Origin of the sequence: Streptomyces sp. NPDC088553 (assembly GCF_044752965.1) — a bacterium.
Taxonomy (GTDB): Bacteria; Actinomycetota; Actinomycetes; order Streptomycetales; family Streptomycetaceae; genus Streptomyces.
Genome location: NZ_JBIVMG010000009.1, coordinates 240,757 through 256,969 on the forward strand (window position 1 = coordinate 240,757; position 16,213 = coordinate 256,969).

Annotated in this window: 10 protein-coding genes; 7 read left to right on the forward strand and 3 right to left on the reverse strand. The window is 66.6% G+C overall.

The window, feature by feature from the left end; translation table 11 throughout:
• Nucleotides 1-10: 10 nt before the first annotated feature.
• From ACIP8Z_RS29515 to ACIP8Z_RS29530, 4 genes are all read left to right on the forward strand, one after another.
• Nucleotides 11-961 (forward strand): NAD-dependent epimerase/dehydratase family protein, encoded by a 951-nt coding sequence (locus ACIP8Z_RS29515; protein WP_402088791.1) that lies wholly within the window; start codon nt 11-13, stop codon nt 959-961.
• Between the two features lie 456 nt (nt 962-1,417).
• Complete coding sequence (locus tag ACIP8Z_RS29520; protein WP_402088794.1) at nt 1,418-2,986, forward strand: N-6 DNA methylase; 1,569 nt, start codon at nt 1,418-1,420, stop codon at nt 2,984-2,986.
• Complete coding sequence (locus tag ACIP8Z_RS29525; protein WP_402088797.1) at nt 2,979-4,166, forward strand: restriction endonuclease subunit S; 1,188 nt, start codon at nt 2,979-2,981, stop codon at nt 4,164-4,166. The genes ACIP8Z_RS29520 and ACIP8Z_RS29525 overlap by 8 nt, the downstream gene beginning before the upstream one ends.
• A 3-nt stretch (nt 4,167-4,169) precedes the next feature.
• Nucleotides 4,170-7,244 (forward strand): type I restriction endonuclease subunit R, encoded by a 3,075-nt coding sequence (locus ACIP8Z_RS29530; protein WP_402088799.1) that lies wholly within the window; start codon nt 4,170-4,172, stop codon nt 7,242-7,244.
• Between the two features lie 223 nt (nt 7,245-7,467).
• On the opposite strand, the gene ACIP8Z_RS29535 is transcribed toward ACIP8Z_RS29530, so the two are convergent.
• Nucleotides 7,468-9,603, reverse strand: coding sequence for an AIPR family protein (locus tag ACIP8Z_RS29535; protein WP_402088802.1), 2,136 nt, complete (start codon nt 9,601-9,603; stop codon nt 7,468-7,470).
• A gap of 725 nt (nt 9,604-10,328) precedes the next feature.
• On the opposite strand from ACIP8Z_RS29535, the gene ACIP8Z_RS29540 reads away from it, so the two are divergent.
• Nucleotides 10,329-10,838, forward strand: a complete 510-nt coding sequence (locus ACIP8Z_RS29540) for a very short patch repair endonuclease (protein WP_402088804.1) — start codon at nt 10,329-10,331, stop codon at nt 10,836-10,838.
• 263 nt (nt 10,839-11,101) lie between these two features.
• Here the strand turns inward: ACIP8Z_RS29540 and ACIP8Z_RS29545 are convergent, their stop codons facing one another.
• Nucleotides 11,102-12,430, reverse strand: coding sequence for a class I SAM-dependent RNA methyltransferase (locus tag ACIP8Z_RS29545; RefSeq protein ID WP_402088807.1), 1,329 nt, complete (start codon nt 12,428-12,430; stop codon nt 11,102-11,104).
• A gap of 108 nt (nt 12,431-12,538) precedes the next feature.
• On the reverse strand, nt 12,539-14,590 hold the full coding sequence (locus ACIP8Z_RS29550; protein WP_402088809.1) for an APC family permease: 2,052 nt from the start codon (nt 14,588-14,590) through the stop codon (nt 12,539-12,541).
• Between the two features lie 234 nt (nt 14,591-14,824).
• On the opposite strand from ACIP8Z_RS29550, the gene ACIP8Z_RS29555 reads away from it, so the two are divergent.
• Both ACIP8Z_RS29555 and ACIP8Z_RS29560 read left to right on the forward strand, forming a co-directional pair.
• Nucleotides 14,825-15,493, forward strand: a complete 669-nt coding sequence (locus ACIP8Z_RS29555) for a TrkA family potassium uptake protein (protein ID WP_030321520.1) — start codon at nt 14,825-14,827, stop codon at nt 15,491-15,493.
• Nucleotides 15,493-16,170 (forward strand): TrkA family potassium uptake protein, encoded by a 678-nt coding sequence (locus ACIP8Z_RS29560; RefSeq protein WP_073906411.1) that lies wholly within the window; start codon nt 15,493-15,495, stop codon nt 16,168-16,170. Before ACIP8Z_RS29555 ends, ACIP8Z_RS29560 begins: the two co-directional genes overlap by 1 nt.
• Nucleotides 16,171-16,213: the final 43 nt, after the last annotated feature.

Sequence of the window (16,213 nt, forward strand, 5' to 3'; positions counted from 1 at the left end):
GGGAACCACCATGAAGATCGTGATCACCGGCGGCGCCGGATTCATCGGAAGCAACCTCGTCCGCGCCCTGACCGAGCAGCCCCAGGTCGCCCGACTCCGGGTCGTCGACAACCTCTCCACCGGGGACAAGGCGAACCTCGCCGGCCTCGACGTGGAGTTCTTCGAGGGAGACGTCCAGGACGCCGTCCTCCTCGACCGGGCGTTCCGCGGCGCCGACGCCGTCGTCCACCTCGCCGCGCTCCCCTCCGTACCGCGCTCCCTGCAAGATCCCCTGGCCAGCCACCACGCCAACGCGACCGGCACCCTCCAGGTCCTCGAAGCCGCCCGCCGCGCCGGCGGCCCGCACGTGATCGCCGCCTCCTCGTCCTCCGTCTACGGCGCCAACCCCCACCTGCCGAAACACGAGGACCTCGCCTCCGCCCCGATGAGCCCCTACGCGGTCACCAAGCTCACGACGGAGGCGTACCTGAGCGCCTACCACCACAGCTTCGACCTGCCGGTCCTCCCCTTCCGCTTCTTCAACGTCTACGGCCCCGGCCAGCGCGCCGACCACGCCTACGCCGCCGTCATCCCGAAGTGGATCACCGCCGCCCTCGCCGGCCGACCAGTGACCATCCATGGCGACGGCACCCAGACCCGCGACTTCACCTACGTGGGCACGATCTGCGACGTCCTCACCGACGCTCTCCTCCACCGGGTCATGGACCCCCGCCCGGTGAACCTCGCCTTCGGAAGCCGCACCTCGCTGCTGGCCCTGATCCAGGAGATCGAGTCGGCGACCGGCCAGCTCGTCGCCCGGGAGAATAAAGCCCCACGCGCCGGTGACGTCCCCCACTCTCAGGCGGACAGTGCACGCCTGAGAGCACTGTTCCCCACGGTGACACCACCGCCGATCCAGAAGGGAATCGCGACGACAGTGGGCTGGTTCCGTTCCGCAATCGAGAGATCGGCCGCAAGGTGAGCGCAATGACCGCCAACCGGCGACGGGGCGGCATGCGACGCAATGGACCCTCTCGGCCCGCCATGGAGTGAACCCGTTGCCCAGACATGCTGGGCATGCCTACGCCAGTGGCCATGCGGGCGGCGGCACAGCCCGCATGACCACCGCGGATGGTGATCAGGTCGGTGTCACGGGGGGGGCAGACCGGCAGCGCGCTGGAGCGGGAAAAGATCAACAAGCAGGGTCGTCCACCCACTGCTGGCCGCGTCGTTTGCTCGGGCCGCTTGCCGAATTTCATGGCCCTGGGGAGGGATATCGTTGGCGAGTCGCCCACACAGGCATGCGACGCCCCGCGCGTGTCCACCCAGTGCCGGCGTGCTCGGCATGTACATGCCGAGCACGCCGGCACTGGGTGGACAGCGGGACTACCACGGCCCTCGGCCGCCGCCCTTTGACGAACAAGGACACCCCCGACTGATGGCAGTGACCCAGCAGGAGATCGAGAACCGCTTGTGGGACGCCGCCGACGAGCTGCGCGTGGCGATGCCCGAAGCGCAGTACTCCTCGGTCGTCTTCCCTCTGATGTTCTGGAAGTACCTATCGGACACCTGGGAGCACAACCACCAGACCTTCCTCGAGGAGAACAAGGACCTCGGCCTCTCGGCCGAGGAAGCCGACGAGGTCGAGTACCGCACCTACCAGACGTTCAAGATCCCCTCCATCCACCCTGGCACCGTCGCCGAGCGCCGTGCCTCCTGGTCGTCCATCCTGGCCACCGTCACCCAGCCCGGCCTGGGTCAGCGGGTCCGGGCCTCCCTGCAGGCCATCGAGACGGCCAACCCTGCCAAGTTCTCCCGCCTGTTCGGATCCATGACCTGGGCCTCCGAAGAGGTGTTGGCGGGGGAGGTGTTGGCGGCGGTCATGCAAGCGATGGACCGCGCTCCGAAGATGCACGAGGGCAACATGTCCCATGACGTGCTCGGTGGAGCGTACGAATACCTGCTGAAGCGGTTCTCCGACGGGTCTGGCACTCGCGCTGGCCAGTTCTTCACTCCGCGCGAGGTCGTCGAGCTGATCGTCGAGGTCCTGGAGCCCAAGAGCTTCGAGTCGGTGTACGACCCAACCTGCGGGTCGGGCGGCATGCTCATCGCCTCCGCGAGCCTGCTGAAGGCCCACGGTGGGCGCGGCTACACCCTCAAGCTGCACGGACAGGAGTCCGTACCGGACACTGCAGGTGTGGCACGCATGAACCTCTTCATGCACAACCTCACCCAGTTCAAAGTCGAGGTCGGCGACACCCTGAAGGATCCGCGCTTCACGAAGCCGGACGGCACGGTCGCGCAGTTCGACGTGATCCTCGCTAACCCGCCCTACAGCCTGAAGTGGAAGCCTTGGAGCAACGACCCGCGTGCCATCGGCGGGGTCGCCCCGCAGTCGTCGGCGGACTGGGCGTTCGTGCAGCACATGATCGCCAGCATGGACCCGAAGAAGGGGCGGGCCGGCGTCGTCCTGCCCCACGGCGTCCTTTTCCGCAGCCAGGAAGCAGCCATCCGTCAGCGCGTCCTGGACGACGACCTCCTGGAAGCCGTGATCGGACTACCCTCGAACCTCTTCTACAGCACGACGATCCCGACCTGCATCCTTGTGTTCCGTGCCCCCGGCACCAAGGCCCCGGAGCGTCAGGGCGGCGTGCTGTTCATTGACGCTTCCACGCGGTTCTCCAAGGCTAAGAACCGCAATATCCTGACCGCGGCGGACATCGCTGACACGGTGGCTGCCTACCACTCAAAGTTCGACGCCAGCGGCAACCCGGTCGACCCCGTCGCAGAGGGCGGCCTTTCGGCGCGATTCGTACCCACCACGGAGATCGCGGCGAACGGGTACGACCTCAACATCGGGCGGTACGTCAAGCAGGTCGCCGCCGAGCAGGAAGACCTCGGCACGCTGATCGACGCCTACAACGTCGCCCGAGCTGAGCGCCAAATCGCCGAAGAGCGGATGCTCAAGGTGCTCGCCGACGCCGGGATCGAGGGCTTCGATGAGTGATCAGTGGTTTGAAACGACGCTCGGGGAAGTCTGCCACTCGATCAAGAGAGGGAAGGCCCCGAAGTACGTCGATGAGGGCCGCCTGGTGTTTAACCAGAAGTGCGTCCGTGACGAGAATCGAATCGCCCCTTCTCTAGCGCGCCGAACCGACCTCTCGAGGGCCGTTCCCGACCACGCTGACCTCCGGGTTGGAGATGTGCTCATCAACTCCACCGGACGCGGCACGCTCGGCCGGGCTGCTGAACTCCGCGAGCTACCCGAGCCTGCGACTGCCGACTCTCACGTCACCATTGTGCGTCCCGACCCGGACTACTTTGCGTTGGGATTCGCAGGTCTGGTGCTCTCAACTCGCAAGGCAGTCTTCGAATCCCTACAGACAGGAAGCACCAACCAGACCGAGCTGTCTGCCACTAGCATCGCGCTGATGTCTGTCGCCCTCCCGCCAATCCCGACGCAGGAGCGGATCGTTCAGGTCATTGACGCAGTCGACGAACAGATCAGTGCACTTGATGCTGAGGCGGGAGCGTTGGAAGGCGTGTATCGGGCGGCGGCGTCTCTGCTCTGGTGCACCTCTGAGGGTGATGAGGCGGAGTCCCGGCTCCTCGGCGACGTGATGCACCTCGATATCGTGCGGACCCGGGTGGAAGCGGGAACGAAGTACCGCCTTGCTGGAGTACTCAACGCTGGCAAGGGCCTTGTGGACAAGGCTGAGTTCGATGGAGCAGACACCGAGTACAACGCGATGAACGTCCTTCGGGAGAATCAAGTGGTGATGCGGAAGCTGACTGCTTGGGAGGGGCCGATCACGGTAGTTCCTGCAGAGTTCGATGGCTTCGTGGCAAGCAACGAGTTTCCGACCTTCACCCTTGCCGGCGACATCGTTCCTGGGTGGATGAAGCACGCCTGCCGGACACCTCGGCTGTGGGCTGAGATGCAGAACAGGGTCGTGGGGACCGTGCAGCGCCGGAAGCGGCTTAACCCCGACCAGCTCTTGTCGGTGGCCCTTCCGATCCCGTCTCGAGCTGAGCAGGAGCAGGCGGCGGAGGTGCTGGACGCGTTGGAGGGGCAGGCCGGTGCGACTCACGCTGAGGCCGACCGTCTCCGTGGAGCGCGTGCCAGGCTGCTCTCTGACCTACTCAACCGCACCATCGAGATTGAGTCTGCTGAGCTGGAGGTTTGAGCTATGGCGAAGGGCGTTCGGGAGCGTGAGTTCCAGAACCTGATGATCCGGTGGTCCCTCCCGTTGGGATGGGGCTTCACAGCGGGGCGTGGGTTGCCACGTGAGACGACTCAGACAGTGATCGTCAGCCAGTTGCGTGACGCCATCGTTCAGTTAAACCCGGGTGTGATCGACGGATTCGACGTGGACGCGGTGGTCGAGGAGATCGTCGCCACGGTCAACGCCGTTGAAGGCGGACTCGTGCGGGCCAACGAACAGGTGCTGCACCTGCTTCGTGGCCATAAGGAGTTCCGGGACGCCGACGGCGCATGGCACGCCCTCAAGGTCATCGACTTCGAGCACCCGACTGCCAACACTCTGGTCGTGTCGGACGAGGTGACCATAACTGTCCCCGGCAAGACCTCCCGCCGGTTTGACCTCGTGTACTGGGTCAACGGCCTGCCCCTGGTAGTTGTTGAGGTGAAATCACCGACCTCGAAGTCTGCATGGGCAGATGCCGCCCGCGAGATCAACAACGTGTACGCCACCGAGTACCCGTGGTTCTTCACGCCCAACGTCTTCGCCGTCGCCTCCGACGGGCTGAAGCTACGGTTCGGTGCCGTAGGTGCCCCCACGAACCTGTGGCAGCCGTTCCGGTCTACCTCAGATGACGAAAACCTGTCCGGGCAGGCCGACGTACAGCGTTCCGTTCAGCTGTTGCTTAACCCAGCGGCCGTCCTGGACATGCTCGCCAACTTCGCGCTCTTCGACACCTCCGGGGGCGGGGCGAACAAGAAGTACCTGCCCCGGTACCCACAGATGGAGGCCGCGCACCTGATCCACGATCGGGTCCTGGAGGGCGGGTCCAAGGGACTGGTCTGGCACCACCAGGGGTCCGGGAAAACCCTGCTAATGGTGTTCGCCGCCTCGCTGCTGCTGGCCGACACCCGAACCGAGTCTCCCACGATCATCCTGCTCTCGGACCGGACTCAGCTCGTGCGGCAGACCTCTGGCGTGTTCACCTCCGCGATGGGGGACGCCTACTTCCACCAGCCCGCAACCAGCGCCGAACTGCGTGCCCTGCTGGCCGACGATGTGCGCGGCGTCATCTCCACGACCGTCCACAAGTTCGCCGACACTGGCAAGAACCTGTCCACCCGAGACAACATCATCGTGCTGGTCGACGAGGCACACCGCACCCAGTCCGCCAAGTCGAAGTCCCTGGCCGGCCAGATGCGCGCAGCGCTGCCGAAAGCGAAGTTCTTCGGCATGACCGGCACCCCCATCAGAAGCCTCGCCACCGACACCTTCGCCCTCTTCGGTGAGGAGGTCGACCCGGGCAGGGTGCTACACCGTTACTCGGTGTCCCGGTCTCTACTGGACGAGGCGACCGTCCCGGTCATGCTGGACCCGCGCCCCGTCTCGTTCGAGATAGATGACCAGGCGTTGCAGGCCGAGTTCGACCAGTTCGCAGACGACTTCGACCTCGACGATCCCGACCGTGAAACCCTATCCCGCAAGTTCGGGCGGCTCACCTCAGTGTTCGCCAACCCCAACCGCATCCGCGCGGTCTGCCAAGACATCGTGGACCACTACCTGGCCGGCGCGTACCGCAACGGCCTCAAAGCCCAGGTCGTCGCCTTCAACCGCGAGCTGGCCGTGGCGTACACGGACAAGATCAACGAGCTGCTGGCGGGCTTCGAGGCGTCGCAAGTGCTCTCCGAGGTCGGGAAGCATGAGCGGATCACCGCCGAGGTGAACATCTCCGTCTCGGACTCCAAGGACGAAGACCCCGCTATGCGGCCATACCAGCTCTCGGAGAACGAGGAGGAGGAGCAAAAGCGCCGGTTCCTCGCCGCCGACGACCCGCTGTGCTTCCTGGTGGTAACCGCGAAGCTGATGACTGGGTTCGACGCCCCCAACGAGGGCGTCCTGTACCTGGACAAGCCGCTGAAGGCTCACACTTTGTTCCAGACGATCACCCGTCCGAACCGCACCTGGGTGTCCCCGACCGGGTTCGTGAAGACCTCGGGCGTGGTCGTCGACTACATCGGTCTGGCCGAAGAAGTCCAGCGGGCCGTTGTCGACCCCACCGCGACGGGGGCCGGCAAGGGTGGCGGGTTCGTCACCGACCTGTCTGAGCTGGTCGCCGAATTCCGCACCGTCTTCGCCCGGATCGAAGACCTCTTCGTAGACGTGGACGACCTGGACCTCGCGGTCCACGGATACGAGTCCGTGCGAGCCATCAACCTTTTCCTGGACTCCAACCCGGGCGCCGCCGAGGTGTTCTCCAAGGACTACCGACTCCTGGCCCGCCTGTACCCGCTCATCAACACCGACAAGCGGGTCGCCAAGTATCGGGACGGCTTCGCGCTGTTCGGATCCGTCTACACGACCCTGTTCAAGAAGTCGTCCGACGAGGAGAGGAAGGAACGGCTGGCCGAGCTGGGGCCGATGGTCCTGGAGATCATCAACGCCCATGTCCACTCCTTCTCCGTGGTCGCCTCCCAGGAGGAGGCCCTCGTCCTGGACGCCCAGGGCATCGCCATACTCAAGGAGTTGCTGACCCTCGTCCGCCCCAAGTCCACCAAGGATGGAAGCGAAGACAAGAGGCCACCATCCGCGGCGGAGATCCTGGACAACATCAAGGCCGCCCTCGACAAGGGCGTCGAACCGGGGTCCGCGAAGTACACGGCCCTTGCGGAGCGGATCAAGCAGCTGCGGGACCGGATCATCCAGAACGCGCAGGACGCCCTGGAGTTCCTGTCCGAAGCACTCCGGATCGCCCGCGCCATCGTGAACGCCGAGAAGCACCCCGCCGAGGCCGTCGTGCTGGACGACGACCACGTGGGTGTGCTGTCACGGATCATCCTCGATCACGCGCCGTCCGGCCTCACGGTCACGGAGCGGAACCTGGCCGAGGAGATCGACCAGGTGGTCACTCGCACCCTCGCCCAGGCATGGGACAACGCCGACGCCCGCAACCGAGGCGCCCGGCGAGCGACCGCCGCAGTCTTCCGCCGATACATGCTGAAGCCGGTCGGGGAGCCGTACGACTCCACCGTCGCCTACATCGAAGCCCACTACCTCGTCGACTGACTAACATACGGAGTCCGGCAGCCGATGGCGGTTGCCGGACCTCGGCCGCACTGCTCGGGTGCCCCGTCACTTCCTTGGGGGCATGCCTGACGGCGCGCTAACACCTTCTCATCGCGCCGAGGTCAGCACCGTTGACGGTCCGAAGCTGGCCTGGCGTCCGCCATGGCGTGAGTAAGCAGCCATGACGCACCTACGCTCGGTAGCTGCCCCAAGGGACAGACGCTCACTCCTGTTCGGCCTGCTCGTCAAGCAATGCCCGCGCTCGCTCCGAGAGAGTCGCGGCACCGTCCAGCGTCCAACGTGCAGGTCCCTGGACAGCAACAGGAGCTTCGTCCCAGCCCGCAAGCTCGTACAAGTTCAGGACCAAGCGCGTCGGAGAGTAAGCGCGCCCATCAACCGCCCACACGAGGCACCGTGTTCGGTCGTTTACCCAGGTTGCCTGACCACGTCTGGGGTCCTCGGCAAGCCACGGGGTGAGCGCGTCGATCTCAGGTTTGTTCGACAAACGCAGGCGAACCGGCGTCCCGTCCGCGATCCTTCCGTAGTCCACCAGGGTGGGTACAGCGTTAGGACGGCGCGGCTTGCGATTGCTGCCCCTGGTGGCGCTATAGATGGCCGGCAGGTCGGGGATGACTCCTTCGCGCTGGGCGTCACGCAGCACCAGCTCCGCGAGGCGTTTGCAGCGCCCGGCGTCAGTGAGCGTCCCACTGAGGAAGGAGGTCTGTCCGTACTCGGAGTCGATGTGGTGGATTAGCCAGGACAGGACGCGATTGGTGAGTGAGGGAACCTCACGAAGGGCCACGTCCCAGTCGTACTCCGGATCATCGATGCGGTCCTGATCAAGAAGCTGAAAGACCAGATGCGTGACGAGCAGGTCACCTCGCTGACTCACATCGGCCGCTCGTTTCTGGAACCTCTTGCGTTCTTCGTTGAGGGCAGTACCCACCGCGCGGTGCACGAGTACAGAGCGCCAGATCTGGAAGGCTCCCGGCCGCTCCCCAAAAAGGCGAGGGTAGGCGCCTCCACTTCCGCGCTCCCAGAGAAGGTCGGTGTCCCGCTTTGCTCGTACGGCGAGCTCAGTGTTGCGGTGCGCACAAGCCAGGGCGATGGCAGCGTGCACCACAGAGCAACCCTCGTCGGGCGCCGGGTCAGGCTCACCACGCTTGAACACATACGACCTTTGCAGGGACAGCATGAAGTCCTCACGGATCATCGCCTGCACCTCGTCCAGGGCGATGAAGTCGCGCTGTTCCACGTGGTTCTGCGTATTCGTCGTCTCGGTGATCCGCTGCGCGAGATCTGGCATGCCTTTGTCGACGACGATCACCTTGACCGTAACTTCGGCATCTTCGACCGCATCTGGAGCTGTCTTCGTGGCACGGTGGGCGGCCGCGACAGTCTGTGCGCCGTTTACGACGCTGACCCCAGAGAGGTGCAGATGCACGGGCTCGTCCGGACGACGGCGTCCCGGCCATTCCTCCTCCAGCCGATCACACAGCACCGTCACTCCGTTGTTGAAGAGCCAGAAGTTCTCCGGCTCGTCAACCAAGGTGCTAAGCATGCCTGAATTTACGCGGGTCGTACCGAGAGATTGGCGCAGGTTCTGCTCGTACAGCCGGCTTTCATGCTCCTGATACCAGTCAGCGATGTTGCTCGCCGGGACGGTTCCTTGGTAGGCGACGAGCGGTGTGTTCCGCCGGAGCCAGTTCGTCATCCGCACGGTCACCCGCACAGGGTCGGGAGCCAGGTCCTCACGGATCTGACGCAGGATGTCCGCAGCGTGGACCACACGGTACTCAAGGACCGGGCCAAGACCATTGAACTCGCGCCGGGCGTCGTCAAGAACGTTTGCGGTCTCCTTGCTGAGCGTCCCCACACCCATGACGGCGATGACCAGGGTCACCTTGAGACGGGCATCGTGCATCGCAGCATTGACTCGAGCAGCGATCGGCTCAAGCCGCTCGTTGAAGCGGTCAAAACTCCGCTGCTCGATGAGGCGAAGGCCAGCGATGAGCTTGTGCGCCGCATTGGTGTCGAGCTTGCCCTTCCCGTCATCACTCCACTTGGCCTGAACGAGCCAGACCTCTTGTGTGCCTTCGGTGACGGCTACCCCGTCAATGCCTTGGTCGTCTTCACCGTCGATGACAGAAGCACCAGCGATCTTGTGATCGCAACCCGTCACCTCCCGCACGGCAGCAGCCGTCAGCGCCCGAGAGAGGAAGCGCTGCTCATAGCCCTGCTGGTCATATCCCTTGAGGTCTGCATCGTAGATGAGTCCCTGATACTGCTTCAGAAGCGCAGTGCGGACCTGGTGAATGCGGATGGGTGCCGTCGCGGCCCTGCGTTCTGTCTCATCCATGTCTGCTGCCCCCAGTACCGTTTGCCACGTTGCTGATCACAGTCTAGGGACAGCCTGAGACGGCAGGGGGCAAGAGACATCAGCCCGACGCCAGGACGCATGCATTCGGTCACCGCGTCCAGCCAGGGGCAGACTGCATCGAAGGGCCAGCAAGGCTTGACTGCCCGAGCCCGGGAGCACCCGGACGAACAGCCGACGTGCACTCGCTTACCAGCTCGCCAATGGCCTTCACGCCGAGGCCACGTCTCTGTCCGCGTGCGCCAGTAGCGTCGCCTTCGCCCCCACGCGACGCACGCAAGCCCCCACCGCTGACAGCTCGACCGTCCCCAAAAGGCCCAAAGTTTTCGGCAGCAGCCAGCATTCGGGTGCGCACCCGCAGGTCAGAGGCGCCCCCCTCCACCATCCACCATCCACCAGGTGCCTTCTACGCACTTGGCTGCAGGCTCGAGTCCTGTGAAGAGCAAGACGGAAAGCTTTCTTCAGTTACGCACAGTTCCTCAACGGCGATCGAAGGATCGGCACGGCCGACACGGTCCGCCCCTGATCTTCAGCGCGGTCGACACGGAGGCACCCCCGTCGCGCAGCCACGTCCGACCCCTGCTACAACCCCTCGGTGAGACCGGGAAGGAACGCGATGCCGAGTTCGGTCGCAGCATGAGCGGCGGTCGTGAACGACCAGGACAGATCACCGGTACGCCGCCCGTAACGGTGAGGCAACCCGATGGTTGATCAGGCGTGAGAATCCAGGAACGCCGCAGGGGGACGCCGGCGCCGCGCGATGCCAACGCGCGGAGGGTCATGGCCGCCCAGCGAAGAGGGACACGGCTCCGGAGCTTGCACTTCGCCGCGCTCTGCACTCATTGGGCTTCCGCTACCGCGTGGACCTGCCGATCGTCGGCATGCCACGTCGTCGCGCCGACGTCACGTTCACGAAGTGGCGCACCGCCGTGTTCGTACAGGGCTGCTTCTGGCACGCCTGCCCGAGTCACCCGCACGCGCCCCGGCACAACGCGGAGTGGTGGCGGCAGAAGCTCCGGGGCAACGCCCGCCGCGACGAGGAGACCGATGCCCACCTCACGCTGATCGGTTGGCTGCCCCTCCGCATCTGGGAACACGAGACCGTCGACGGCGCCGTCAAGCGGGTGACGGCGGCGCTCGCCACCCGGGGGCATCCCCGCGCCTTGGCCATCAGCACCTGGACGCCCATGTCGGAACGGGCGACCGAGGGCTCGTAGAGGAACGCGTGCGGCATCCAAACACACGCGGGACGGGACTCTCAGTCGTGGGAAGCCGCCACGACGCCCAGCGCCACCCAGTGGAGGCGGAAGACACCTTGCGTAGTCAGCAGGACAGGGAGGGGAGCGACCTGAGCGACCCAGCCCTGACCTGACACCCCATCAGAACGAGCGTCAAATGGGCGTCACGAGCGTCATCTCAGCGTCAAGACATCGCCCGTAACGCCCACACGGCACATACCGCGCACCCGCAAAACCCCAGGTCAGGCGTCCTTCTTCACCGGCTCCAGGATCGCCACGCACTCCACGTGATGCGTCATCGGGAACAGGTCGAACGCCCTCAGCGTGCGGACCTTGTAGCCGCGTTCCGCGAAGTACGCCAGGTCTCGGGCCAGGGCTGCCGGGTCGCAGGCCACGTAGGCGATGCGGCGGGCGCCGAGGCCCGCCAGGTGGTGGACCGTCTGCTTGCCGGCGCCGGCGCGCGGGGGGTCCAGGACGATGAGGTCGACCTCCGTGATGCCCGTGCGCGGGAGGACCGACTCGACCTTGCCCTGTTCGATGCGGACGCGCGGGAAGGCCTCCAGGTTGTGGCGGGCGTCCTCGACGGCGCGCTTGCCGGACTCGATGCCGAGGACCGCGCCCTGGTCGCCGACGCGGTCGGCGATGGCGCCCGCGAAGAGGCCGACGCCGCAGTAGAGGTCGAGGGCCGTCTCTCCCTTGCGGGGGGTGAGGCCCTGCATGACGGCGAGCATCAGGGTCTGCGCGGCCTTCGGGTGGACCTGCCAGAAGCCGCCGTTGCCGACGCGGTAGGTGCGGTCGTCGGCGCGCTCGCGGACGAAGGCGCGGCCGTGGACGCGGTGGACCCCGCCGTCCTTCTCGTCGACGCGGAGGACGGAGACCGGCTTGTCCAGCTCGACCAGGGGGAGGCGGCCGCCCGGCTTCGGGGTGAGGATGACCTGGCGGTCGTTCGAGCCGGAGGCGGCGATCGCCTCGACCGAGGCCATGTTCTCCCAGTCGCGCTTCTCGACGCCCAGTTCCGAGACGCCCGGCGCCGCGATCATGCAGTGGTCGATCACCTCGACCTCGTGCGAGCGGTGCTTGCGCAGGCCCGCGTGGCCGTCCGCGTCGATCGCGTACTGGACGCGGGTCCGCCACTGCGGGACCTCGCCCTGCGGGAGCTTGTCGCCCTCGGCCGGCATGACCGTGCCGTCCCAGCCGGCCTCCTCGGGGGTCAGGCCGGCGAGCCGCAGGAGCTGCTCGGCGATGACCTCGCCCTTGAGGCGGCGCTGGGCGCCGGGCTTGGCGTGCTGCCAGTCGCAGCCGCCGCACTTGCCCGGGCCCGCGAAGGGACAGGGTGCCTCGACGCGGTCCTTGGAGGGGTCGAGGATCGTGATCGCGTCCGCGCGCAGGAAGCGGGAGGTCTCCTCGCCCTCGGTGACCCGGGCGACGACCCGCTCGCCGGGCAGCGCGTGGCGGACGAAGAGGACGCGGCCCGCCTCGGTGCGGGCGATGCAGTGACCGCCGTGCGCGACCGGACCGACCTCGACCTCGTACTCTTCCCCGACCAACGACGAAACAGGGGTGTTCTGCATGGTGGGGAAGCTCCAAGGGGACGCGATGGTGGGCTGCCGTTTGGACGGCAGCCCACCAGTCTAGTTGTTCTTTTTGCGATGTTCTTTGTGGCCTGCGGTTCCCGGCGGCTAGTGGTTCTTCGCCGCCGGTTCCTTGTGGCCCTTCTCCACCGGGCCGCGGCGGACCGAGCCCGGCGCGTTCCACTCCTGGCGCTTCCTGGCCCGCTTCTTCGCGGCCTCGGAGGACTGGAGCTGGTACGGGACGGAGGTCACCATGACGCCGGGGGTGAAGAGCAGCCTGCCCTTGAGGCGGAGTGCGGACTGGTTGTGGAGCAGGTGCTCGTACCAGTGCCCGACGACGTACTCCGGGATGTAGACGGAGACGGCGTCGCGGGGGCTCTCGCGGCGGATGCTCTTGACGTACTCGATCACCGGGCGGGTGATCTCGCGGTACGGCGAGTCGAGGATCTTGAGCGGGACGTTGATGCCGCGTCGCTCCCACTCCTCCCTGAGCGCCTTCGTCTCGACCGTGTCGACGTTGACGGTCAGCGCCTCCAGCTCGTTCGCGTGCATGAGCTTGGCGTAGGCCAGGGCGCGGAGCGTGGGCTTGTGGAGCTTGGAGACGAGGACGATGGAGCGGACCCGGGAGGGGCGTACGTACTCGTCGGGGCGTTCCTCGGCGGCGGCGATCTCGGCCGCGACCGAGTCGTAGTGCCGGCGGATCGCGGACATCGTCCCGTAGAAGATCACCATGCCGAGCAGGGCGACCCAGGCGCCGTGGGTGAACTTGGTGGCGAGGACGACGACGAGGACGAGGCCGGTGAAGAAGGCGCCGAAGGCGTTGATCGCGCGGGAGCGGATCATGTGGCGGCGCTTGGCCGGGTCGCGCTCGGTCGTCAGGTGCCGGTTCCAGTGCCGGACCATGCCGATCTGGCTGAGGGTGAAGGAGACGAAGACGCCGACGATGTACAGCTGGATCAGCCGGGTCGAGTCGGCTCCGTAGACCCAGACGAGGAGGGCGGCGGCGCCGGCGAGGAGCACGATGCCGTTGGAGAAGGTGAGGCGGTCGCCGCGGGTGTGCAGCTGGCGGGGCAGGTACCGGTCCTGGGCGAGGATCGAGCCGAGGAGCGGGAAGCCGTTGTACGCGGTGTTCGCGGCGAGGAAGAGGACGAGCGCGGTGGCCGCGGCGAGGAGTACGAAGAAGAACGTTCCGTCTCCGAAGACGGCTGCCGCGACCTGTGAGATCACCGGGTCCTGGACGTAGCTCGGGCCGACCGGGACGCCGTTGACCAGGAGGTCGTCGGCGGGCTTCTCGGCCATCCGGACGTCGGTGGCCATGGCCAGGAAGATGATGCCGCAGAACATGGTGACGGCCAGGCCGCCCATGAGGGCGAGCGTGGTGGCGGCGTTCTTCGACTTCGGCTTGCGGAAGGCGGGGACACCGTTGGAGATGGCCTCGACACCGGTGAGCGCGGCACAGCCGGAGGAGAACGCGCGCAGCAGCAGGAAGACGAGCGCGAAGCCGGCCAGCCCCTGGTGCTCCGGCTTGATCTCGAAGTCGGCGGTGGGCGCCTTCATGGTCTCGTCGAGGACGATCCCCTTGTACGCGCCCCAGGCGATCATGATGAAGACGCCGGCGACGAAGACGTACGTCGGGATCGCGAAGAGCGAGCCCGACTCCTTCACTCCGCGCAGGTTCATCACGGTGAGCAGCACGATCACGCCGACCGCGCAGGCCACCTTGTGCTCGACGACGAAGGGGATCGCGGAGCCGAGGTTCTCGATGCCGGAGGAGATCGACACGGCGACGGTCAGGACGTAGTCGACGAGCAGGGCGCTCGCGACGGTCAGTCCGGCCTTCGGCCCGAGGTTGGTGTTGGCGACTTCGTAGTCGCCGCCGCCGCTGGGGTACGCGTGGACGTTCTGTCGGTACGAGGCGACGACCGTGAACATCAGGACGACGACGGCGAGCGCGATCCACGGGCTGAAGTGGTAGGCCGACAGACCGGCCACGGACAGAACGAGCAGCACCTCGCCCGGTGCGTACGCCACCGAGGACAGCGGGTCGGAGGCAAAGACGGGGAGCGCGATCCGCTTGGAGAGCAGAGTCTCTCCGAGCTTGTCGCTGCGCAGGGCCCGCCCGATCAGGATCCGTTTGGGAAGGTCGGTCAGTTTGGACACGGAGAGGATCGTAAGCGTTCGAAAACAGCCACGCGCACCGGCACCCCCGATAGGCACGGAATCTCCCTGAGTACCACCTCGGATGCGGTCCCGGCCAGCGTTGCCGCTTAAGCTCGGACCGGGTGACCCGGCAGGGTGTTGCCCGCCGCGACCCGGGCGCATCGGGTGAGGAAAGTTGTGAGCAGGGTGTTTTCGCAGGTCAGTAAGACGATCAGGAGTGCGGGGTAAGGGGACGTGCACATCGTCATCATGGGCTGCGGGCGAGTGGGAGCCGCTCTCGCGCAGACCCTGGAGCAGCAGGGGCACACCGTCGCGGTCGTGGACCAGGACCCGACGGCTTTCCGTCGTCTGGGGTCGGGTTTCGGCGGTCGGCGCGTCACCGGCGTGGGCTTCGACCAGGACACGCTGCGTGAGGCCGGGATCGAGGACGCGGGGGCATTCGCCGCGGTGAGCAGCGGCGACAACTCGAACATCATCGCGGCGCGGGTCGCGCGCGAGATGTTCGGCATCGAGAACGTGGCGGCGAGGATCTACGACCCGCGGCGCGCCGAGGTCTACCAGCGCCTCGGCATCCCGACGGTCGCGACGGTCCGCTGGACCGCCGACCAGATGCTGCGGCGGCTGCTGCCCTCGGGCGCGGAGCCGCTGTGGCGGGACCCGAGCGGGGGCGTGCAGCTCGCGGAGGTGCACACCTCCCCGGCCTGGATCGGCCACAAGGTGAGCCGGCTCCAGGAGGAGACCGGCGTGCGGGTCGCCTTCCTCACCCGGCTGGGCGAAGCGATTCTGCCCACCTCGCAGACGGTGCTCCAGGAAGGTGATCTGGTGCACGTGATGATGCGTACGGACGAGATCGCGAAGGTCGAGGAGGCCTTCGCCGAGGGCCCCGAGGAGGGCGGTCACTGATGCGTGTCGCTATTGCGGGCGCGGGTGCGGTGGGCCGTTCCATCGCGGGCGAGCTCCTGGAGAACGGTCACGAGGTCCTGCTCATCGACAAGGCGCCGACCGCCATCTCGGTGGAGCGGGTGCCGCAGGCGGAGTGGCTGCTCGCCGACGCGTGTGAGATCACGTCGCTCGACGAGGCGGCGCTCCAGCGCTGCAACGTGGTGATCGCGGCGACCGGCGACGACAAGGTGAACCTGGTCGTCTCGCTGCTCGCCAAGACCGAGTACGGCGTGCCGCGGGTCGTCGCCCGGGTGAACAACCCGAAGAACGAGTGGCTGTTCAACGAGGCCTGGGGCGTGGACGTGGCCGTCTCGACCCCGCGTCTCATGTCGGCCCTGGTGGAGGAGGCGGTGAGCGTCGGCGACCTCGTCCGGCTGCTGCGCTTCAGCCACGGCGACGCGAACCTGGTCGAGCTGACGCTCCCGCCGGAGTCGGCGGTCGCCGGCACCGCGGTCGGGGACGTGGCCTGGCCGCAGGACACCTCGCTCGTGACGATCATCCGGGGTTCGCGGGTGCTCACGCCGAGCCCCGAGGAGACCCTGGAGGCCGGTGACGAGCTGCTGTTCGTGGCCGCGCAGGCCCGCGAGGAGCAGCTGGAGGACCTGCTGCAGGTCCGCCGCGAGCCGACGGAGTCCTGAGCACCGGGTGTACGGGCGCTTGAGCGCCGGGTGTACGAGCGCC